The following is a 21,386-nucleotide window of genomic DNA, read 5'->3' as shown; positions in this document are numbered from 1 at the left end:
CCGGGACGGCGTGCGATACTGGCTATGCAATCGATTGCGCTTACGTATGCACAATCATGTGCGGACCAGAACGAACCCGTCAACCCGGCTGCGACAGGAAAGTTCGCCCACCACCGACGAGAGAGGCAGAACCGGTGACCGCATCAGAGGGCAGGGCATCCGGCCGCGCGGGAGGCGCCAAACGCCGCCCGACCATGGCCGACGTGGCCCGTGAGGCGGGGGTGAACGCCTCGACGGTGTCCCGCGCCATGGACGAGCGGCACTCCTTCTCGCGAAGCGACACGGCCGCGCGGATCAAGGAGGTCGCGCAGCGGATCGGGTACTCACCCAATCCCGCGGCGGCCAGCCTGCGCCGGCAGAGCACGCGCACGATCGGCGTGGTCGTCTCGCGGCTCTCGGACACGGTGATGGCGATCCTGTACGAGGAGATCGCCGAGGCCTGCCGGGACCACGGGCTGCACGCCCTCGTCGCGATCACCCATGACGAACCGGCCGCCGAAGCCGTCCAGGGCAGACTGCTGCTGGACCGGATGGTGGACGGGCTGGTGCTCGCCACGGCCCGGCTGGACTCGGAGAGCGATCTCGTACGCGAACTGGCCGCGCGGGACATCCCGTACGCCCTCGCGCTGCGGACCGACGGCCGCGGCCCGGCCTCCGTCGGCGACGACAAGCTGGGCGGATATCTGGCCGCTCGTCACCTGATCGACCTGGGACACCGACGGATCGCCTTGATCGCCGGCCCGTCCTACGCCTCCAACCCCGTCGGCAGGATGGAGGGTTACCGCACTGCCCTGCGGGAGGCCGGGATCGCGGTGGACGAACGCCTGGTCCGGCCTTCGGAGTTCTCCATGGAGAGCGGTGAACGGGTCGCGACCGAGCTGCTGTCCGGCCTGTCCGCCGGTGAGCGCCCGACGGCCGTCATGACCGTCAACGACAACACCGCGGTCGGTGTGCTGGCGGCCGCCAGACGGCTCGGGATCAGCATTCCCGGCGAGCTCTCGCTCGTCGGGTACAACGACACCCCGCTCGCCGCGCGCCTGCCGATTCCCCTGACCAGCGTCCGCGTGCCGCTGCGCGAGATCGGACGCGGCGCGGTCGACATCCTGCTGCGCTCCATCGAGGGCAGGCCCACGACCTCCTCCGTCTACGCCCCCACCCTCATCCCACGCGAGTCGTCGACGCCCGCCCCGTGAACGCCCGTCCGCCATCCACCACTTGGAGAGGAACAAGCGTGATCGAGTCGCCCGAAACACCTGAGACGCCCGAGGCTCTCGAAAAGATCGAAACGATCGAGACTCTTGAGAAGATCGACGCCTTCTGCCATGTGCTGCCCCGTGACTACGCCGACCGCCTGTTCGCACTCGAAGGCGTCCCCGCCGTCGCCAACCTGCGCAAGCGGATCATGAACATCCCGGCGCTCGTCGACCTCGACGTGCGCTTCCGGCAGATGGACGAGTTCGCCGACTACCGCCAGATCATCAACCTGGCCGCACCGCCCGTCGAGGACTTCGGCAGCCCGGCCCTGTCCACCGAGTACGCCCGCATCGGCAACGACGGCCTGGCCACCCTGGTCGCCGAGCACCCCGATCGCTTCGTGGGTTTCTGCGCGGCGGTCGCGCTCAACGACGTCGACGCCGCGGTCGCGGAACTCGACCGTGCGGTCGGCGAGTTGGGAGCGATCGGCGTCCAGATATACACCCACGTCAACGGCCACCCCCTGGACGAGCGGCGCTTCGAACCGTTCTGGCAGCGCGCCGCCGAACTCGACCTCCTCGTCCAGGTCCACCCCTGCCGCAACTCCTCATGGACGGACTACCCCACCGAGGAACGCTCCCGGTACGAGATCTGGTGGACCTTCGGCTGGGAGTACGACCTCTCGGCCTTCATGGCCCGCATGGTCTTCGGCGGCGTACTCGAACGCCACCCCACCCTCAAGCTCCTCATCCACCACGGCGGGAGCATGATCCCCCACTTCTCCGGCCGCGTCGGCCCTGGCTGGGACCAACTCGGCTCCCGCACCCCGGACCACCAGCGCGAGGACGTCACCGGCTACCCGCTCACCAAGCGCCCGCTGGACTACTTCAAGATGTTCTACGCCGACACCGCGCTCTTCGGCGCCCCCCACGCCCTGCGCTGCGCCCTGGAGTTCTTCGGTCCCGACCACGTCCTGTTCGGCTCCGACTCCCCGTACGACCCCGAAAAGGGCCCCGGCTACATCCGTTCCGGGATCGCCGACATCACCGCCATGGACCTCACACCCGAGGAACGCGCCGCCGTCTTCTCGGGCAACGTCCGCCGCCTGACTGGTTCCCGGCCGCCCGCACGGACCGCCGCGCGGTGAGCCGCACGGATCGGGTGACGTACCTCGCGTGCGGCCGTCCGTCCGTCACCCCGTCGGCGAACTCGGCTGCGTGCTCTCCCGCACCACCAGTGAATACCCCGCGGTGAGTCTCGTGTGAGGGGCCTCCGCGTCGGTCGTGATTCTCTGCAGCACCGCGTCCACCGCCAGTTCGGCGATCTCCCGTTTGTTGGGCGACACGGTGGTCAGTGACGGCACGCTGTAGCCGGTCTCCTGGATGTCGTCGAAGCCCACGACCGCCAGGTCACGCGGCACCCGAAGGCCGTGTTCGTGTGCCGCGCGCACCGCGCCGGAGGCGAGCAGGTCGCTGAAGCAGAAGACCGCGTCCGGTGGTTCGTCCAGGCCGAGCAGGACCCGCATCGCGGAGGCGCCGTCGGCGCGGGTGAACGCCACGGTGTCCGGGGCCAGTCGGGGGTCGTGCGGCACACCCGCGGCATGCAGCGCGGTCAGAAAGCCGTGCATGCGCTGCACCGTCGTCGCATGCGCCCGGTCCGACGGCTGGCCGATGACTCCGATGCGCCGGCGGCCGAGCCCGAGCAGGTGCTCGGTCGCCTCTCGCGCCGCCGCGGAGTTGTCGATCAGCACGTGGTCCGCCGGGATCCGGTACGACTGCTCTCCCAGGAGTACGAGGGGCACGCGGCGCTCGCGGGTGGCGAGCATCGCCTCGTCGAGGCTGAGCGGGCTGAGCAGCACACCGTCGATGAGCGGGTCGCTCAGGCCGCAGGCGATACGGAGTTCCTCCGCGGGGTCTCCGCCGGTGTCCTCGATCAGCACGGTGCAGCCCCGCTTCTTGGCGGCCGCGATGACCTCCGCGGCCAGCTCCGCGAAGTACGGTGCGACCAGCTCGGGGACGGCCAGCGCGATGATGCCGCTGCGGCCGGTGCGCAAGTGGCGTGCGGAGGCGTTGGGCTGGTAGTCGAGCTCGGCGATCGCGCGCAGCACCCGCTGCCGGGTCTGCTCCGCGACACGGATCTCGCCCCGTACGACGTTCGACACCGTCTTGATCGAAACGCCCGCGCGTTCCGCGACGTCCTTGAGGCGTGCACCTGCCATGACGCGCGCCCTCCCTCCCCGGCACTCTTCCGGCGGCCCTCGTCGTCGACGCACCACGCGAGCCGATACCGGTGTGCCGACCAGCGTAAGCCATGTTGCAACGTTGTAAGAGGATCGCGTCCGCCGTGAGTGATTCACGTCCTGCCTGGGTGATATGTCCCGATAGGGCGCCCACTCCCTGACGAACAACCAGTTCCGGCACAGGTGTTGACGCCGAATTTCCGCAGGGATACAACGTTGGAACCGCCTCCGTGCATCGACCGAGCCGTTCGAAACTGTCACCCATTCCAACGTTGTACATGTTGGGTTTCCCTGCCGTGGAAGGACGCCTGCCCATGCGGGACCGCACACCGCACGCCTCCCCGCCTCCGACCCCGCCGTCCCGGCGCGGACTGCTGCGCGGCACCCTGTCGCTCGGCGCCGTGGCGGCCTCGTCCGTCGCCCTCGGCGGCTGTGGCAGCACGCTCGCGCAGGGGTTCACCGGAGGGTCGCCCACACCGTCACGGCTGAACTTCTGGAATCCCTTCACCGGCGGTGACGGCGAGCGGCTGCTGGCCATGGAGGACGTCTACCGGGCCCGCCATCGGGCGACGGACCTGAAGTCGGCGACCTTCGTCTGGGGCAGCCCGTACTACACGAAGCTCACCCTGGCGACGCTCGGCGAGCGGCCCCCGCAGGTCGCCGTCACCCATCTGTCGAAGGTGCCCACGCTCGCCGAGGCGGGACTGCTCACCGAACTGCGGACGTCCGATCTGGCCCGGCACGGACTGGCCGAGGACAAGTTCGACCCGCGGCCCTGGAAGAAGTCCCAGGTGGACGGGAAGCTGTACGCCGTACCGCTCGACACCCACCCCTTCGTGCTCTACTTCCGGACCGACATCGCCGAGAAGGCCGGACTCCTCGACGGACAGGGCCGGCTGACGGACGTGGACGGGCCCGACGCGTTCATCGACGCCCTGCGCGCCGCGAAGGAAGTGACCGGGGCCTGGGGTGGCTCCGTCGCCTCGGTGAAGGACGCCTCGACGCAGTTCCGGCTCTTCTGGTCGTTCTACCGGCAGATAGGCGGCGGCGATCTCGTCGCCGACCAGGGCAAGAAGGTCGTCATCGACACGGCGGCCGCGGCCGAGGCCCTCGCGTACATCCGCCGCCTCACCCAGGAGAAGGTCGTCCCCACGAGCACCGACAGCCCGGGCGCCATCACGATGCTCACCACCGGCAAGGCCGGATTCCTGATGGACGGCGTCTGGCAGGTACTCACGGTCGAGGGCGCCAAGGTGAAGTTCGACGTACGGCCGCTGCCGAGGGTCTTCCATGACGCGCCCTACGCCTGCGCCGCGGACTCGCACTCCCTGGTCCTGCCCAAGGCGCCCTCCGCCGCGGCACAACGTCTCGACCTCTCCCTGGGGTTCGTCGCCGCCCTGCTCAACTCCAGCAAGATGTGGGCGGAGGGCGGACACATACCCGCGTGGCTGCCCACCCAGCAGTCGCCCGGCTACCAGGACCTCGCACCACAGTCCCACTACGCCGCTGCCGCCGACGGCGCGGCCTACGACCCGGCCGCCTGGTACAGCGGCGCGGGCAGCACACTGCAGGTCGTCGTCGGCAACGCCGTGACGTCCGTTTTCACCGGCGCCACCAGCCCCACGGCCGGAGCCGCACGCATGCGCCGCGAACTGCGCGAACTCGCGAGCCGGCCCGCACCCCTGTGAGCCGCCCCCGCCCGGCCGCCAACTGCCGCGATCACGGCCCGCATCGGGCCCCGCACGTCTGAGATTCCGCATGTCCTGACTGAAAGGGCCGCCCCATGGCCACGACAACCGCACCGACCAAGGCCCCCGGCAGAGGTGACCGCTGGGCCGGTCCGGGGATGCTGTTGCCCTTCGCCCTGTTCTACCTGGTCTTTCTGGTGGGACCGCTGATCTATACGGTCATCGCCGGCTTCTTCGACGCCAGCCTGCTCAAGAAGGGCCTCGGCGACTTCGCCGGGCTGTCCAACTACACGGCCGTGCTGGGCGACGACGAGTTCTGGCGCACGCTCAAGAACACACTGTGGTTCACCGTTCTGACCACTGTTCCGCTCGTGCTGCTCAGCCTGGTGCTGGCGATTCTCGCCGACCGCTTCGTACGCGGACGCTGGTTCTTCCGCTTCGCCTTCTTCGCGCCGTTCGTGCTGCCCTCGGCGGTCATCTCGCTGATCTTCACGTTCATCTACGCCGATCAGGTGGGCCTCGCCCAGCAGGCCGCGAAGTGGGTGGGCGTCGACACCCCGCCGTCCTGGCTGGGCGATCCGGACTGGGCGATGATCTCCATCGCCGCCGCCACCGTGTGGTGGACGATCGGCTTCAACTTCGTCCTCTATCTGGCCGGCCTGCAGGACATCCCGCGTTCCGTGCACGAGGCCGCGGCCATCGACGGGGCCGGGCCCTGGCAGCGCATCCGCCACGTCATCGTGCCGATGCTCGGCCGCACCACGACCCTTGTGACGGTCCTTCAGGTGGTCGCCTCCCTGAAGGTCTTCGACCAGATCTACATGCTGACCATGGGCGGTCCCGACGGGAGCACCCGTCCCTCCCTCCAACTCATCTACGACACGGGCTTCGTGGAGGGCCGCGTCGGCTACGCGTCCACCGTCTCGCTGCTGCTCTTCGTGGTGATCCTGCTGGTCTCGCTCGTCTGGTTCGCACTCGTTCGCCGCGCCGAGAAGGAGCGCTGATCATGACCGCCATCGCCACACCGCCCGTGACCGAGCAGGAGACGACCGCAGCCGGGGCACCTCGGAGGTATGACGCCGAGCGACTGTTCAACCGGGTGGCCCTCGGTACCCTCATCGCCTTCGCACTGCTGTGGCTGGTGCCGCTGGCCTGGGCACTCGCCACCTCCATACGGCCCGCGCAGGAAGTCGTCACCGACCCCACCAACTGGTTCACGGCCCACCCCACCCTCGCGGCGTACGGGGACATCTTCGACGCGGAGAAGCTGCCCTACTGGTACGCGAACAGCTTCATCACGTCGATCCTCACCACCGCGCTCACGGTGGTGGCCGCGTCACTTGCTGCCTTCGCGCTCTCACAGACGCGCTTCCGGACGCGCCGCGCCGCGTTCGTGGTGCTCCTCGCCGGGATCATGATTCCGGGGCAGGTCCTCATGATCCCGCAGTTCCTGGCGCTCCAGTCGGTGGGCCTGCTCAACACCTACTGGGGAGTCGTACTGCCCCAAGTCCCCAACGTCGTCGCCGTGTTCGTCTTCAAGCAGTTCTTCGACGGCATCCCCAGGGAGCTGATCGACGCGGCGCGCGCGGACGGCGCGGGCTGGCTGCGTACGTACCGGCAGATCGTCATGCCCATCTCGCGGCCGGTGATCTCCGCGGTCACGATCTTCGTGTTCGTCGGGGTCTGGAACAACTTCCTGTGGCCCCTCCTGGTCGTCACCGACCCGGAAATGATGACCCTCCCGGTCGGACTGACCTCCGTCCAGGACGTCTTCGGTGTGCCCTACGCCCAGTTGATGGCCTCCGCCGTACTCGGTGCCATCCCGCTCCTCGCCGTGTTCCTGCTGTTCCAGCGCCGCATCGTCGAGGGCATCGCCGGAACCGGCCTCAAGTAGCCCCGCCCGCACTGCAGTTCACGCTGCCTGGTAGGTCACACCCTTCCCCATCCCAAGAAAGGCTCCAGCATGCCGCACACCGCACGGTTCACCGTCGACCCCGAGTTCACCATCGGGGAGGTGGACCCGCGCCTGTACGGAACGTTCGTCGAGCACATGGGGCGCTGCGTCTACACCGGCATCCACGAGCCGGAGCATCCCTCGGCGGACGCCGCCGGATTCCGGACCGACGTCGCGGACCTGGTACGGGAACTCGGCACCGGACTGGTCCGCTACCCCGGGGGCAACTTCGTCTCCGGCTACCACTGGGAGGACGGGGTCGGCCCGGCCTCCGAGCGGCCGCGCCGGCTCGACCTGGCCTGGCGCTCCATCGAGACCAACCAGGTGGGCACCAACGAGTTCCTCACCTGGGCCAAGCAGCTCGGTCTCGACCCGATGATGGCGGTCAACCTCGGCACCCGCGGCATCGACGCCGCCCGCGCCCTGGTGGAGTACTGCAACCAGCCCGGCGGCACCGCCTGGTCCGATCTGCGGATCAAGCACGGCGTCCCCGAACCGCACGACGTCAAACTGTGGTGCCTGGGCAACGAGATGGACGGCCCCTGGCAGACCGGCCACAAGACGGCCACCGAGTACGGACGGCTCGCGGCCGAGACCGGCAAGGCGATGCGCCAGGTGGACCCGTCCATCGAACTGGTCGCCTGCGGCAGCTCCAACGCGGGCATGCCGACCTTCGGCACCTGGGAGCGCGAGGTCCTGGAGCAGACGTACGACGAGGTCGACTACCTCTCCCTGCACGCCTATTACGAGGAGTTCGACGGCGACCGCGCCAGCTTCCTGGCGTCCGGGGCGCACATGGACCAGTACATCCGCGATGTGGTCGCCACCGCCGACCATGTGCGGGCCGCGCGCCGCGCCAAGAAGCACATCAGGCTCTCGTTCGACGAGTGGAACGTCTGGTACGCCGCCCGATTCGTCGGCGAGCGCAACCTGGAGACCGCCGAGATACCCCGCCTGATCGAGGACACCTACAGCGTGACCGACGCCGTCGTCGTCGGTTCGCTGCTCATCACCCTCCTCCGCAACGCCGACCGGGTGGCCATCGCGTGTCTCGCCCAACTGGTCAACGTCATCGCCCCGATACGCAGCGAACCGGGAGGCGCGAGCTGGCGGCAGACCACCTTCCACCCGTTCGCACAGGCGGCCAGGTTCGCCACCGGGAAGGTACTGCGCACCGACATCACCGGGTCCCGCATCGACACACAGCGGCACGGCGACGTATCGGCGCTCGACACGGTGGTGACGTACGAGGAGGAGAGCGGCGCGCTCACGGTCCTCGCCGTCAACCGCGGCCAGGACCAACCTCTGAGCCTGCGGGCCGAGTTGCGCGGCGCGTTGACCGGCTACCGGGTGCTGGAGCACCTCGTACTCGCCGATCAGGACCCGGACGCCGTCAACACCGAGGCCGAGCCTGAGCGCGTGACGCCGCGCACCGGAGGCGGAGCCCAGGTCACCGCCGACGGGGCGCTTGAGGCGGAACTGGCCCCGGTGTCCTGGAACGTCATCCGCCTGGCCCCCGCCCGGTGACGTCCCGCCCGACGTCACCGCCCGAACAGATCCAGCCCGCACCCCGATGGGAGAATCTGATGTCGGCAAGACCCCGTACGCGGCTTCATCCGCTCCAACTGGCTGCCCTTGTCATCGGGTTGATCGCCCTCCTGGCGGCCCTGCTCACCGCGCAGTCCGGAACGGCGGACGCCGCGACCGGCACCGCACTGCGCAACGACACCGGCCTGTACCCCCGGGCCGTCCGCCTCGCGCACAACGCGGGCGCCAACGGCCGCGTTCTGTCGTCGGTGGTCACGTTCTCCGGCAACAACGGACTCGGGGCCGTCTACGAGAGCACCGACTCCGGCGCGTCCTTCCGGCAGGTCGGCACGGTCAGTGACCCGGAAGCGGCGGGCGGGCAGGGTCTGTGCTGCTCGACTCTCTTCGAACTCCCGCAACGGGTCGGCAATCTGCCCGCCGGCACGCTGCTCTGGTCGGCCTCGGTCGGCCAGGACGAGACGAACCGGCGCATGGCCCTGCGTGTCTTCAAGAGCAACGATGTGGGGCGCACCTGGAGTCATCTGTCCACCATCGCGACCGCGGGCAGCACCGGGGGCCTGTGGGAGCCCGAGTTCTCCGTCGACGCCTCGGGCCAACTGGTCGCCCACTACTCGGACGAGACCGACCCCGCACACAGCCAGAAGCTGATGGCCGCCCGCACCTCGAACGGCCTGACCTGGACCGGACACCGGGCCACCGTCATCAGCCCGCTCGCCACCGACCGCCCGGGCATGGCGGTCGTCCGCAAGCTCGGCAACGGCACCTACTTCATGTCGTACGAGATCTGCGCCGCCCCCGGGCAGTACCAGTGCGTCGTGCACCACCGGACCTCGGCCGACGGCTGGGACTGGACGAGCGGGCCGTTCCTCGGCCACCGGCCCGAGACGGCCGACGGCAAGTACTTCAAGCACGCCCCGACCGTGGCCTGGGCACCCGAGGCCGGCAATCCGCTGGGCCGGCTCTTCCTGATCGGCCAGGTCCTCTACAACAAGGACGGCACCCGGGCCGCCGGCAGCGGAAAGACCGTCTGGGTCAACAGCGCGGGTGGCACCGGCACATGGCGGGGGATCCCGGCGCCCGTCACCGTCGAGTCGACGGTCGTCGACTACTGCCCCAACTACAGCTCGGCCCTGCTGCCGTCGGCGGACGGCAGCAGCCTGCTGGAGATCGCCACCGACTGGGTCGGCGGAGTCTGCAAGCCGTACTTCGCCACGAAGTCCGTGCCGTCGTCCTGAGTCTGAGCCAGAGCCACTCGGGTCGGGCGTGACGTTGTGGGCACCACCACAGGGCCGGGTGGTGCCCACAGCCCACAGCCCGTCGACCTCCGCACGGCCCCTCTGGCTCGCGGCGGCTTCATGTCCCTCACGTCATCCTGACGACGACCTTGCCTGCCTTCGCGCGCCCTGCTTCGACGTACTCCAGTGCTTCTCGGGTCGAATCGAACGGGAACACGGTGTCGACGACAGGGCGGATCCTGCCGGTCTCGATGAGAGGGGTGAGTTCGCGCAGCTGGTCGCCGCTGGCCTTCATGAACAGGAACGAGTACGTCACGTTGCGGCGCCGGGCGGCTCGGCGGGTCCGGAAACTCAGCGCGGACATCACCAGCCGGACTACCGGATTCGCTCCCAGCTCCCTGCCGAAAGCGGCGTCGGGCGGTCCCGCGACGCTGATGACCTTTCCGCCGGGCCTGAGCACGTCCAGGGACTTCTTGAGCGTCTCGCCGCCGAGCGAGTCCAGGACGACGTCGTAGTCGTGCAGGACCGTCTCGAACGCCTGCTTCTTGTAGTCGACGACGACGTCCGCGCCGAGACGCTTCACCAGGTCGACGTTGGCCGTGCTCGTGGTGGTGGCCACGTACGCGCCCAGCTGCTTGGCCAGCTGGACGGCGATGGTGCCCAGGCCGCCGGAGCCCGCGTGGACGAGGACCTTCTGGCCCGGCTGGACGTGTGCCCGCTCGACCAGTGCCTGCCACGAGGTCAGGGCGACCAGGGGAAGGGACGCCGCCTCCTCCATGGTCAGAGTGGCCGGCTTGATCGCCACGTCGTCCTGGTGCACCGCGATGCGTTCTGCGAACGTGCCGATCCGGTTCTTGTCGGGCCGGGCGAAGACCTCGTCGCCCACCGCGAACCGCGTGACGGCCGCACCCACTTCGACCACCACCCCGGCCAGGTCGTTGCCCAGGACGAACGGGACCTTGTACGGCAGGACCGTCTTCATCTCGCCGTCCCGGATCATGCGGTCGAGCGGGTTGATGCTCGCGGCCCGGATCTGGACCAGCACGTCGTCCGCGCCCACGTCCGGCTCCGGCACGTCACCGGCACGTACGGCGTCCTTGTCGCCGTAGCGCCCCACTGTGAAGGCCTTCATCGTCGTCTCCGTTCGTAGCGCTATGCGCGTTTTGTCCACTGGTCCCATGAGGGACGTGCTTCTATGCCGACTCATTGAATTATGCCCGTAATTCTATGCGGCTGTCTACTTGCGGCCTCATAGAATTACGGTCATACTGTAATGGTCGACGTGATGCTGAGGGGCTTGACCGCTCAGGGTTCCGACTTCCACGGCCTGGGACGTCGACCCCGCTGACTGCAGCCGCAGCCGGGAGACGCAGGTGACTGCTCAGCGCCCTCCCTCCACGAAGGAGGGCCGGCGCGCTGGCAGGCCCGCCATGCCGAAGGGCACGACCGTGAACGACTCACAAGAAGTACGGGACGACGTGGTGACGTCGTACAAGAACGCACCGACCCGCACCGTCACCGCCGGGGGAGTGACCTTCGCCTATCGCGAGCTCGGTCCGCGGTCCGGTGTCCCGGTGGTCTTTCTCACCCACCTGGCCGCGGTTCTCGACAACTGGGACCCGCGGGTCGTCGACGGCATCGCCGCCAAGCGGCGGGTCGTCACGTTCGACAACAGAGGAGTCGGCGCTTCCACCGGTTCGACGCCGCGCACCATCGAGGCGATGGCGAAGGATGCCGTCACCTTCATCCGGGCGCTCGGGTTCGACCACGTCGATCTGCACGGCTTTTCGATGGGCGGCATGATCGCCCAGGTGATCGCGCGGACCGATCCGGACCTCGTCCGCAGGCTGATCCTCACGGGTACCGGTCCCGCCGGCGGCGAGGGCATCAAGAACGTGACCCGGCTGTCCCATCTCGACACGGTCCGGGGGCTGTTCACCCTTCAGGATCCGAAGCAGTTCCTCTTCTTCACACGCACCGCGGGCGGGCGCCGGGCCGGGAAGGAGTTCCTGGCCCGCCTGAAGGAGCGCACGCACGACCGGGACAAGGCGATCTCCCCGATTTCGTACAGCAACCAACTCAAGGCCATTCACCGCTGGGGGCTGGAGCGGCCCCACGATCTCTCCGTCATCCACCAGCCCGTGCTCGTCGCGAACGGCGACAACGACAGGATGGTTCCGTCGCAGAACTCGTCCGACCTGGCGCGGCGGGTGCCGAACGGCGAGTTGGTGTTCTATCCCGACGCCGGCCACGGCGGCATCTTCCAGTTCCACCGGGAGTTCGTGGAGACGGCTGTCGAGTTCCTCGAACGGTAGTGGTCAGTGATTCCCGGGGGGCGGCGCCCGGTTCGTCGTCGAGTTCGACGGCCGTCCAGGCGAAGCGCCCGGCTGGACACCTCAGCTCAGCCGAGCGCATGCGTGGAGTCCTCGCCGCCTGATCGAACCGGCCGCAGGTGGCGATGATCATCGCCACCTGGCTGTCAGGCTCAGGCTCTCCGGGTCGGTCGTCAGCTGTCCAAGGGGCGTTCGAGCGCCACCCTGGGCAGTCGCCGGGCGAGGGGGGCGGGCAGCCACCAGGCCCACCTGCCGAGCAGCTGCATGACGGCAGGGACGATCAGACAGCGGATGACCAGCGCGTCCACCAGGATCGCCACGGCGAGGCCGAGCCCGAACTGCTGGAGCATCCGGTCGGGGCTCAGCATGAAGGCGCCGAACACCACGATCATGATGGCCCCGGCCGCCGTGATCACCTTGCCGGTGGTGGCCAGCCCCTCCCGCACGGCCAGCGAGTGGTCCTTCGAACGCTCCCACTCCTCATGGATCCGTGAGACCAGGAACACCTCGTAGTCCATGGACAGTCCGAACACGATGGCGAAGATCAGCACGGGGAGGAAGGCCTCGATCGGCCCCTGCTGCGCCCCGAACCAGCCGTACTGGAACACCAGGGTCATGACGCCGAGCGCGGCGGAGATCGACAGAAGGTTCAGCAGGGCCGCCTTGACGGGGATCCACACCGACCGGAAGACCAGCATCAGCAGCAGCGACGACATCCCGACGACGACGGCGACGAACAGCGGGAGCCGCTGCGAGACCGTGTCCGCGAAGTCCTGGGAGGCGGCGACGGAACCGCCGACCAGGATCTCGGCACCGGCGTCGCGCTCCAGGCCCGGGGCCACGTCATCGCGCAGATGGTGCACGAGATCGGTGGTTCCCTCGTCCTGCGGCGCCGTACTCGGGTAGACGATCACGGTGGACAGGGCGCCGTCCTCGGAGGGCATCGCGGGGCCGGCCGTGGCCACGCCCTCGGCCTTGGCCAGCTCGGACCGGACGCCCTGGCCGGCGGCCTCGTCTCCCTGCACCAGGACGATCAGCGGACCGTTGAAGCCCGGGCCGAAGCCCTCGGCGAGCAGGTCGTACGCCTGCCTGGAGGTCGTGGTCCTCGGATCGTTGCCCGCGTCGGCGAAGCCGAGGCGCATGCCCAACGCCGGTGCGGACAGGGCCAGCAGGGCGAGGACGGCGACCAGCAGCGCAGGGAGCGGACGGCGCTGCACGGCTGCGGCCAGGGCCCGCCAGCGGCGGCCTTCGACGTTGCCCTTGGCCGTGGCCCTGGCCGCGTGCTTCAACACGTGGCGCTGGATGCGCTTGCCGAAGATCGCCAGCAGCGCGGGCAGCAGGACCAGCGAGGCGGCCATGGTGGTGAGCACGGTCAGTGCCAGGGCGAGGGCCACGCCCTGCAGCGATCCGAGGCCGAGCGCGACCAGGCCCAGCAGGGCGATGATCACGGTGCAGCCGGCGAAGAAGACCGTACGACCGGCGGCGTCCAGGGCCCTACGGCCGGCTTCGGCCGGGTCGGCGCCGTCGGTGAGTTCGTGCCGGTAGCGGTAGAAGATCAGCAGGGCGTAGTCGACGCCGACGCCGAGTCCGACGAGCATCGTGATGGGCGGCGTGAAGTCGGCGATGGTGAAGACGTGCGAGGCGAGAACGATCAGCCCGATGGCGGCGCCGACCGCGAAGAGGGCGGTGATCAGCGGCACGGCGGCCGCCACCACGGAGCCGAAGAGCAGCCCGAGGATGATCACGGCGGCCAGGATGCCGGCGAGTTCCGCGGTCGGGCTTCCCTTGTCCTCCGCGCCTCGCACCGCATCGCCGCCGAGCTCGATCCGGAGCCCGTCCGCCTCGGCGCTCTTGGCGGCGTCGATGATCGCGGTGACGTCGTCCTTGGGCACGGCCTCGGCCTTGCCGTCGAGAGTGACGGTGGCGTAGCCGATCGTGCCGTCCTCGGACACGGCGGAGGCATCGGTGTACGGGCTGCGTACATCGGCGACGCCCGGCAGTGCCTTCACCTCGGCCAGCATCTTCTCGACGCTCGCCTCGCGGCCGTCGATGCCCTGGCTGTCCTTGAACACGATGTCGACGCTGTCGCCGGCCTGGGCGGAGCCGTGCTTCGTGAACAGGTCGGTGGCGGACTGGGAGTCGGTGCCCGGCAGGGCGAAGTCGTTCTTGTACGCCGAGCCTACGGCCCCGGAACCCAGCGTGACGGCGGCCAGGACGGCGACCCAGATCAGCAGGGCGGTCCAGCGGTGACGCTGCGCCCAGCCGGCCAGGGATCCGAATCGGCCGCCGCGCGGCCTGTCCGGCCGGCCCGGTGGGGGCGGGGCAATGGACGCGGCTGTGCCGCGGGTTGGAGACATGGGTGACTACCTCGGATTCGAGCGTGAGTGGCCTGGCCTGAGAAGCGCGCCCACCACGGCGCCGCACAACGTGGGCACGCCGATCCCCAGGGCGATCAGCAAGCCGCCGATCTCCAGGGCCAGGGCCCCGGCGGCCGTGACCAGCAGCATTCCGGCGGCGGCCCCGACGAGCGCGCCGGCGAATACGGCCGCGGCCCGTCCGGGGAAGGGGGGTGCGTTCATGCCTTTGATCGTGCATGCGCGAGGGGTGCCGAATCGTCGGCCTGCGGCTGACACCGGGCGTACCCCAGCGGATGCAGGCTGCCGCCGCGTCGTACCCCAGGGGTACCGCGGGACCCTGCGGCCGACGGTCCGCCGTCCGCCCGCCGGCCTATTGCGCCATCCAGCCGGGACTGACCATTCCGGACTCGTACGCCAGCACCACGACCTGAGATCTGTCCCGCGCCCCCAGCTTCGACATGATCCGGCTGACATGCGTCTTGGCCGTGGACGGTGACAGCACCAGCCGCGCAGCGATCTCGTCGTTCGTGAGCCCTGCGGCCACCAGCCGCATGACCTCGCGTTCCCGCTCGGTGAGAGCGTCGAGCCGGGGATCCGGCCGAGGGCCCTTCACCCGGCCCGCGAACTCGGCGATGAGCCGCCGCGTGACCGAGGGGCTGATCAGGGCATCACCCCGGGCGGCGACCCGTACCGCCTGCAGCAGTTCCTCCGGCTCCGTGTCCTTCACCAGAAAGCCCGTCGTGCCGGCGCGCAGCGCCCCGTACACGTAGTCGTCCAGATCGAAGGTCGTCAGGATGACCACCTTGACCGACGCCAACTGCTCGTCCCCGGCGATCTCCCGGGCGGCTTCCAGACCGTCCGTCCCCGGCATTCTGATGTCCATCAGGACCACGTCAGGCCGGAGCTCGCGGCAGGCGGCGACCGCGGCCTCGCCGTCCGCTGCCTCGCCCACCACCTCGATGTCGTCGTGGTCCTCCAGGATCGACCGGAAACCGGCCCGGACGAGCCGCTGGTCGTCCGCCAGCAGGACCCTGATCATCGGTCACTCCGCTCCATCGGCTTTCCTGTGGTCCCGTACGGTAGCCGGGCCCGCACCGCGAATCCGCCCTCCGGCCGCGGGCCCGCCGTCAGTTCGCCGCCCAGGGCCCGCGCCCGCTCCGTCATGCCGGTGATCCCGCTGCCGCCACCGGACCCCGCCGGGCGGGCCGCCGAGCCCCGGCCGTCGTCCTCGATGTCCAGGGTCAACTCCCTTTCCCCGTAAGCGAGTCGGATCGTGACCTGTCCGGCGCCACTGTGCCTGGCGGCGTTGGTCAGCGACTCCTGCACGATCCGGTACGCGGCCAGGTCGACCGGGGCGGGCAGTGCGCGTTCGGCCCCGGTCTGCTCGATCCGCACCGGGAGCCCCGCCAGCTTCGCGGAGGCCACCAGCTCATCTGCCCGGGCCAGCCCCGGCGCGGGTGCCGTGGGCGCCTGCTCGTCGACGCGGCGGAGCACGCCGAGGGTGGCCCGGAGCTCCCGCAGGGTCTCCCGGCTGCTCGCCTTGATCGCGCCGAGCGCCTCCTCGGCCTGGGCAGGATCCTTCTTCAGCCTGTACAGCGCCGCACCCGCCTGCACGTTGATCATCGAAATGTTGTGTCCGATCACATCGTGCAGCTCGCGGGCGATGCGCAGCCGCTCCTCGGTGGCCCGCAGCCGTGCCTCCTCCTCGGCGTAGGCCAGCCTGCCGTGCCGCACGCTGCCGAGGGCCACTACGGCGACCAGCCAACCGGTGAGCATGAACACCGCTGTGCCGGTGACGTCGTTGCCGACCGCGAGAGTGCCCGCGGCCAAACCGATCACGATGGTCGCGGCCATGCCGACGGCCGCGCGCATGCGGCCCTGGGCCGCGAGGGCGTACAACGCCACGATCGGAACGATGATCAGCGGGCCGTCGACGTCGCTCAGCAGGTAGTAGGCGCCGGTGCCCAGCACCGTGAACCAGCCCGCCGCCACCGGATACCGGCGCCGGAACAGCAGTGCCCCGCACACCGCCGCAATCAACAGCCAGGACGTGATCAGCGAGGGTACCGAGTCCCCGCCACGGCTCAGCTGCTGCCCCTCGGCACCGAGCGCCACCACCACGAACACCCCGCCGGCCAGCACGGCGTCGGCGCGGGCACCGCGGGGCAGCCGGAAACGGATCCGGTCGAATGGGGGCACGCGTCCATTCTGCCCGCGACTTCACTGCCGCCACCCGGCTGAAGTCGTGGCGGACCCTGAGCGGCAACATGGAAGGCGTTGAGCAGGCGCCAAGTGCGGCTGTGTGCCTTCCACTCAGCGCATGAGCGCGAGAGCGTTCTCGATTCCCTGCTCCAGTACCTCGTCGGAGAACTTCCGGTCGGACAGGGCGCGGGACAGCTGCAACGTCCCCACCACCATGGTGAAGAGCCCGATGGCCTTGCCGCGAGACGACCGTGGATCCTCGGGTGTCAGGCGGGCGGCGATCTCTTCCACGATGTCCTGCGCGCCGTCGGTGTAGGCCTGCTTGGTCTCGTCCCCGCAGCGGCCGATCTCGTCGAGCAGGGCGGCGGAGGGGCATCCGAGGCCGGGATGGTCCCGGTGCTCGGGCGACAGGTATTCGCGAACGAAGTCCTCAAGTCCCGGGCGTCCGGGCCGCAGAGTGCCGTACCTCGCGACCTGTGCGCGCAGTTCCTCGGTCACGACATGGGCGACGAGGTCGTCCTTGGACGCGAAGTGGGCGTAGAAGGCTCCGTTGGTGAGCCCGGCGTCCGACATCAGGGTGGAGATGCCCGAACCGTCGATGCCGTCCTCCTTGAAGCGATGGCCGGCCTTCTCGATGATGCGTTGCCGTGTCACCTGCTTGTGCTCCTTGGCGTAGCGCACCACGAGCTTCCTCCGTTCGTCCCGCAAGCCGTTGTCCCGCATCCAAGCCTAAGCCATGGACTGACGTACGTAATATTACGGTCGGCAGGCAATTCGGCTGTTGAGGTGCGCTCGGACATGCGCGGGCCCGGCCCGGATCGGATGATCCTGGACCGGGCCGGAGTCGTCCGCCGATCAGTCGAACGCGGCGGCGAACATGCCGGGCTCGTAGGAGCCTCCCCGCTGGTGCACGATCACGGCGAGCCGGTTGGCCGCGTTGATCAGGGCGACCAGGCAGACCAGCGCGGCGATCTGGTCGTCGTCGTAGTGCTTGCGTGCCTGGGCCCAGGTCTCGTCGGACACGCCTTCGTGGGCGTCGGCGAGCCGGGTGCCCTCTTCGGTGAGCGCCAGCGCGGCCCGTTCGGCCTCGGTGAACACGGTGGACTCGCGCCAGGCGGCCACCAGACTGAGCCGCACCGCGGTTTCACCGGCGGCCGCGGCCTCCTTGGTGTGCATGTCGATGCACCAGCCGCAGCCGTTGATCTGGCTGGCGCGCAGCGACACCAGCTCCTGCGTGGACTTCGGCAGCGGCGACTGCTGGATCACCAGGCCGGCACCTGCGAACCGCTTGGCGAACCTGCCGGCGATCTCGTTGTCGAACAGGTTGAATCGGGCGTCCATGGCTTTGTCCTCACTCGTGGTGTTGCACTGGCCGAACACGAGATGCCGACGCCCAGCTCCTTGTGACGGGACGGTCGTGTGACGTGGGCCACCGCTCACGGATGTCACACAGCGGCGGCGGCCGGCGTCTTGTGCGCGTGACACCGTCGACAGCGAACAGGCAGGAGCATCCGGTGATGAGCGAGCACAGCGAGCGCACGGAGGACACGGCGGGGCAGCTCGCCGACGGCGGACGCATGGACCCCGCCACCGAGGCGTTCGTCGCCCATCGCAACCTGCTGTTCACCGTCGCCTACGAAATGCTCGGATCGGCCGCCGACGCCGAGGACGTCCTGCAGGAGACCTGGCTGCGGTGGGCGGGCGTCGACCTCGGCACCGTTCGGGAGCAGCGCGCGTACCTGGTCCGGATCACCACGCGCCAGGCGCTGAGCCGACTGCGCACGCTCGGCCGCCGCAAGGAGTCCTACGTCGGCTCCTGGCTGCCCGAGCCGCTGCTCACCGCGCCCGACGTGGCCGAGGACGTCGAGCTGGCCGACAGCGTCTCGATGGCGATGCTGCTCGTGCTGGAGACACTGCAGCCGACCGAGCGGGCGGTGTTCGTGCTGCGCGAGGTGTTCGACCTCGGGTACGACGAGATCGCCGAGGCCGTCGACAAGAACCCGGCCGCGGTCCGTCAGATCGCGCACCGGGCACGGGCGCACGTCGCGGCGCGCCGGCCGCGCGGGGTCGTTTCCCCGACCGAGACCAGAGACGTGCTCGACGCGTTCCGGCGGGCGGTCGACACGGGCGATCTGCAGAGCCTGCTCGACATCCTCGCGCCGGACGTCGTCCTCCTGGGCGACGGTGGCGGAGTCAAGCAGGCCGTACCGCGTCCCATCCTGGGGGCCGACAAGGTGGCCCGCCTGCTGATCGCGGGACTCGGCAGGATCGCCGACGCGGTGTCGCTGCGGCCTGTGCAGGTCAACGGCCACCCGGCGCTGATCGTGCGGCTCCACGGCGAGCTCGACACCGTCGTGGCGGTGCGCATCGACGACGGCCTCATCACCGGCCTCTACGCCGTGCGCAATCCCGAGAAGCTGTCCCACATGGAGCGGGAGACCGCCCTGCGTCGCTGAGTACGGAGCCCGTCGGAAACCGCGCAATCCCGAGGGGCCCCGCCCTGCGCCGCCGCGCCCGGGGCCCCTCGGGAGCGAACGCCGTCCTGGGCGGGTCCGCGAGCCCCGGGCCGGAGGTTCACGTTCGAGGGCGGGCGCCAGGTCCCAGTCGGGCGGTGACTTCCCTGGGGGTGAGCGTGGCGTGTTCCGCGGAGCACTCGACGACGACGCGGACCGGGGCGTCGCAGTCGGTGTGGCGGACGTCCAGTACGGGGCCCTCGGGGCCGAGGGCGTGGGTCTCGCCCCACTGGCCCAGCGCCATCAGGACGGGCCACAGGTCCCAGCCCTTGCGGGTCAGGCGGTACTCGTTGCGGGAGCGGCTGCCCGCCTCCCGGTAGGGGACGGTCCTCAGGATGCCGGCCGAGATCAGTTTCCGGAGGCGGTCGCTGAGGACGGCCTCCGACAGGCCGATATGGCGGTGGAAGTCGTCGAAGCGGCGGACTCCGTTGACGGCGTCACGCAGGATCAGCAGCGTCCATTTCTCCCCGACCACGTCGAGCGTCCGCTGGACGGGGCAGTTCTCCGTGCTCGCCTCAAGCCACTCCATCCCGCCATCGTAAGGGGCTGGCTTCGTTATTGACAGTCAGGTGAGCCGGCAGCTAGCTTCACTTGTAAAAGTCAGACGGGGAGGGGCTCGGCCGTGGGACGAACACGTACGTATGAATGGGAAGATCCCGCGATCCTGGCGGAAGCTGCCGGACGCATGGCCGGCATGGACTTCCTGCGCGAGCTGCAGGCGGGGCGGCTGCCGGGGCCGCCCGTCAGTTACACCCTGGACTTCACCCTGGACGAGGTGGAGCCCGGCAGAGCGGTCTTCTCCCTGACGCCGGGCGAGGAGCACTACAACCCGATCGGCAGTGTGCACGGCGGAATCTTCGCCACCCTGCTCGACTCGGCGGCGGGTTGCGCCGTCCAGTCCACCCTCCCGGAGGGCATGGCGTACACCTCGCTCGACCTGACGGTGAAGTTCCTGCGGCGGATCACCGTCGACACGGGCCGGGTCCGAGCCATCGGCACGGTCGTCAACAGGACCCGTCAAACCGCCCTGGCCCAGGCGCAGTTGGTCGACGCGACGGACCGTCTGCTCGCCCACGCCACCAGTAGCTGCCTGCTCTTTCCGGTGCCGCCCACTCAAGGGTGAGACTCCGCCTCCGCGAATGCGCGTCCATTTGGCCGGCCGGTCAGCGGTCGTCGTCGGGCAGCTGCTTGTGCAGGACCGTGCTCAGGGTGATGGGTTCGCGGCCGAGCAGGGTGGCCAGTGCCGGGTCGACGGCGGCGAACTCGCCGGCGCGGCTCGCTGCGAACATGCCGAGCAGCTGGGCCGCCGCCTCGGCGGGGACGCCGCGGCCCACCAGCTGCTGCCGGAACTGGTCGTCGGGTGCGGTGCTCCTGGTGATGGTGCGGCCCGTGACGTCGCTGGCGATGCGTGCGATGTCGTCGAAGGCCGACGCCTGTGCCGCGGTGAGCGGGGGCGTGGGGCCGTCGAAGCGGCCTTCGTCGGCCAGGATGACGGCAGCCGCGTCGGCGAGGTCTGCGTGGGCTGTCCAGCTGACGGGTCCGTCCGCGGGGAGCGCGATCTGGCCGGACCGCATGGCGTGACCGAGGAACTGCACCACGGTGGCGGCGTAGAAGCCGTTGCGCAGTGAGGTGAACGGCACACCGGAGGCGCGCAGCGCGTCCTCGGTGGCGGCATGGTCGCGGCAGGGCTGGAAATGCGACGAGGCGCTGGCGCCCATGTGGCTGGTGTAGAGGATGCGGCGGGCGCCGGCCGCGACGGCACCGTCGATCGCGGCGCGGTGCTGCCGCACGGCCTCTTCGCCCATCTTGTCGACGGAAACGATGAGCACCTGGGAGGCGCCCTCGAAGGCGTGGGCGAGGCTCGCGACGTCGGTGAAGCTGCCCTGTCGCACCCGTATCCCCTGGTCGGCGAACGCCTGTGCCTTCTGTGGGTCGCGGACGCTGACGCCAATCCGGTCGGCCGGCACGCGGGTCAGCAGCCGTTCGACGATCTGGCGTCCGAGCTGTCCGGTGGCTCCGGTCACGATGATCATGTTGCACTCCAGCGGTCTGGTTCCAGTGGAAACGTATTGAGCGTATCACTGATATTAACGATGGAATCGAGTGTGCGGTATCGTTGATAT

Annotated in this window: 20 protein-coding genes; 10 read left to right on the top strand and 10 right to left on the bottom strand. The window is 69.6% G+C overall.

Annotation, left to right across the window (positions count from 1 at the left end; genetic code table 11):
* Positions 1-134 precede the first annotated feature (134 nt).
* Positions 135-1,193, top strand: coding sequence for a LacI family DNA-binding transcriptional regulator (locus OG718_RS13805; RefSeq protein WP_260695477.1), 1,059 nt, complete (start codon positions 135-137; stop codon positions 1,191-1,193).
* 38 nt (positions 1,194-1,231) lie between these two features.
* A complete protein-coding gene (locus OG718_RS13800; protein ID WP_328844267.1) occupies positions 1,232-2,341 on the top strand; it encodes an amidohydrolase family protein in 1,110 nt (369 codons plus the stop codon).
* A 45-nt stretch (positions 2,342-2,386) separates the two neighbouring features.
* Here OG718_RS13800 and OG718_RS13795 read toward each other — a convergent pair whose 3' ends face one another.
* Entirely contained in the window at positions 2,387-3,412 is a 1,026-nt protein-coding gene (locus OG718_RS13795) for a LacI family DNA-binding transcriptional regulator (RefSeq protein WP_328844266.1), read from the bottom strand.
* A gap of 335 nt (positions 3,413-3,747) precedes the next feature.
* On the opposite strand from OG718_RS13795, the gene OG718_RS13790 reads away from it, so the two are divergent.
* The 5 genes from OG718_RS13790 to OG718_RS13770 all read left to right on the top strand — a co-directional run bounded on the left by OG718_RS13790 (position 3,748) and on the right by OG718_RS13770 (position 9,858).
* Positions 3,748-5,121, top strand: a complete 1,374-nt coding sequence (locus OG718_RS13790) for an ABC transporter substrate-binding protein (RefSeq protein WP_328844265.1) — start codon at positions 3,748-3,750, stop codon at positions 5,119-5,121.
* 95 nt (positions 5,122-5,216) lie between these two features.
* Positions 5,217-6,125: a carbohydrate ABC transporter permease gene (locus OG718_RS13785; RefSeq protein ID WP_328844264.1), complete on the top strand. Its 909-nt coding sequence runs from the start codon at positions 5,217-5,219 to the stop codon at positions 6,123-6,125.
* 2 nt (positions 6,126-6,127) lie between these two features.
* Positions 6,128-7,015, top strand: a complete 888-nt coding sequence (locus tag OG718_RS13780; RefSeq protein ID WP_328844263.1) for a carbohydrate ABC transporter permease — start codon at positions 6,128-6,130, stop codon at positions 7,013-7,015.
* Positions 7,016-7,084: 69 nt separating this feature from the next.
* A complete protein-coding gene (gene arfA / locus OG718_RS13775) occupies positions 7,085-8,602 on the top strand; it encodes an arabinosylfuranosidase ArfA (protein ID WP_328844262.1) in 1,518 nt (505 codons plus the stop codon).
* Between the two features lie 59 nt (positions 8,603-8,661).
* Positions 8,662-9,858, top strand: a complete 1,197-nt coding sequence (locus OG718_RS13770; RefSeq protein WP_328844261.1) for a sialidase family protein — start codon at positions 8,662-8,664, stop codon at positions 9,856-9,858.
* A gap of 127 nt (positions 9,859-9,985) precedes the next feature.
* Here OG718_RS13770 and OG718_RS13765 read toward each other — a convergent pair whose 3' ends face one another.
* Positions 9,986-10,990 carry an NADP-dependent oxidoreductase gene (locus OG718_RS13765; RefSeq protein ID WP_143640858.1) on the bottom strand — a complete coding sequence of 335 codons (1,005 nt, stop codon included), beginning with the start codon at positions 10,988-10,990 and terminating at the stop codon, positions 9,986-9,988.
* A 316-nt stretch (positions 10,991-11,306) separates the two neighbouring features.
* Between OG718_RS13765 and OG718_RS13760 the strand changes: the two genes are divergently transcribed.
* Positions 11,307-12,173, top strand: a complete 867-nt coding sequence (locus tag OG718_RS13760) for an alpha/beta fold hydrolase (protein ID WP_328844260.1) — start codon at positions 11,307-11,309, stop codon at positions 12,171-12,173.
* A gap of 191 nt (positions 12,174-12,364) precedes the next feature.
* On the opposite strand, the gene OG718_RS13755 is transcribed toward OG718_RS13760, so the two are convergent.
* From OG718_RS13755 to OG718_RS13730, 6 genes are all read right to left on the bottom strand, one after another.
* Entirely contained in the window at positions 12,365-14,548 is a 2,184-nt protein-coding gene (locus OG718_RS13755; protein ID WP_328844259.1) for an MMPL family transporter, read from the bottom strand.
* A gap of 6 nt (positions 14,549-14,554) precedes the next feature.
* The gene (locus OG718_RS13750) at positions 14,555-14,770 is read right to left on the bottom strand and encodes a hypothetical protein (RefSeq protein WP_143640856.1); all 216 of its coding nucleotides are present in this window, start codon (positions 14,768-14,770) and stop codon (positions 14,555-14,557) included.
* A 148-nt stretch (positions 14,771-14,918) separates the two neighbouring features.
* Complete coding sequence (locus OG718_RS13745; protein ID WP_328844258.1) at positions 14,919-15,587, bottom strand: response regulator transcription factor; 669 nt, start codon at positions 15,585-15,587, stop codon at positions 14,919-14,921.
* The gene (locus OG718_RS13740) at positions 15,584-16,747 is read right to left on the bottom strand and encodes a sensor histidine kinase (protein WP_328844257.1); all 1,164 of its coding nucleotides are present in this window, start codon (positions 16,745-16,747) and stop codon (positions 15,584-15,586) included. Before OG718_RS13740 ends, OG718_RS13745 begins: the two co-directional genes overlap by 4 nt.
* 114 nt (positions 16,748-16,861) lie before the next feature.
* Positions 16,862-17,434 (bottom strand): TetR/AcrR family transcriptional regulator, encoded by a 573-nt coding sequence (locus OG718_RS13735; protein ID WP_328847756.1) that lies wholly within the window; start codon positions 17,432-17,434, stop codon positions 16,862-16,864.
* A 171-nt stretch (positions 17,435-17,605) separates the two neighbouring features.
* Positions 17,606-18,091: a carboxymuconolactone decarboxylase family protein gene (locus OG718_RS13730; protein ID WP_143640853.1), complete on the bottom strand. Its 486-nt coding sequence runs from the start codon at positions 18,089-18,091 to the stop codon at positions 17,606-17,608.
* A 173-nt stretch (positions 18,092-18,264) separates the two neighbouring features.
* Here OG718_RS13730 and OG718_RS13725 point away from each other — a divergent pair, with 173 nt between their 5' ends.
* Entirely contained in the window at positions 18,265-19,206 is a 942-nt protein-coding gene (locus OG718_RS13725; RefSeq protein WP_373466122.1) for an RNA polymerase sigma-70 factor, read from the top strand.
* Between the two features lie 118 nt (positions 19,207-19,324).
* On the opposite strand, the gene OG718_RS13720 is transcribed toward OG718_RS13725, so the two are convergent.
* Positions 19,325-19,792 (bottom strand): winged helix-turn-helix transcriptional regulator, encoded by a 468-nt coding sequence (locus OG718_RS13720; RefSeq protein WP_328844256.1) that lies wholly within the window; start codon positions 19,790-19,792, stop codon positions 19,325-19,327.
* 93 nt (positions 19,793-19,885) lie between these two features.
* Between OG718_RS13720 and OG718_RS13715 the strand changes: the two genes are divergently transcribed.
* Positions 19,886-20,386, top strand: coding sequence for a PaaI family thioesterase (locus tag OG718_RS13715; RefSeq protein WP_306936562.1), 501 nt, complete (start codon positions 19,886-19,888; stop codon positions 20,384-20,386).
* Positions 20,387-20,426: 40 nt separating this feature from the next.
* Here OG718_RS13715 and OG718_RS13710 read toward each other — a convergent pair whose 3' ends face one another.
* A complete protein-coding gene (locus tag OG718_RS13710; protein WP_328844255.1) occupies positions 20,427-21,296 on the bottom strand; it encodes an SDR family oxidoreductase in 870 nt (289 codons plus the stop codon).
* Between the last annotated feature and the right edge of the window lie 90 nt (positions 21,297-21,386).

Source organism: Streptomyces sp. NBC_00258 (assembly GCF_036182465.1).
GTDB lineage: Bacteria > Actinomycetota > Actinomycetes > Streptomycetales > Streptomycetaceae > Streptomyces.
This window is presented reverse-complemented; position numbering and strand designations above follow the sequence as displayed.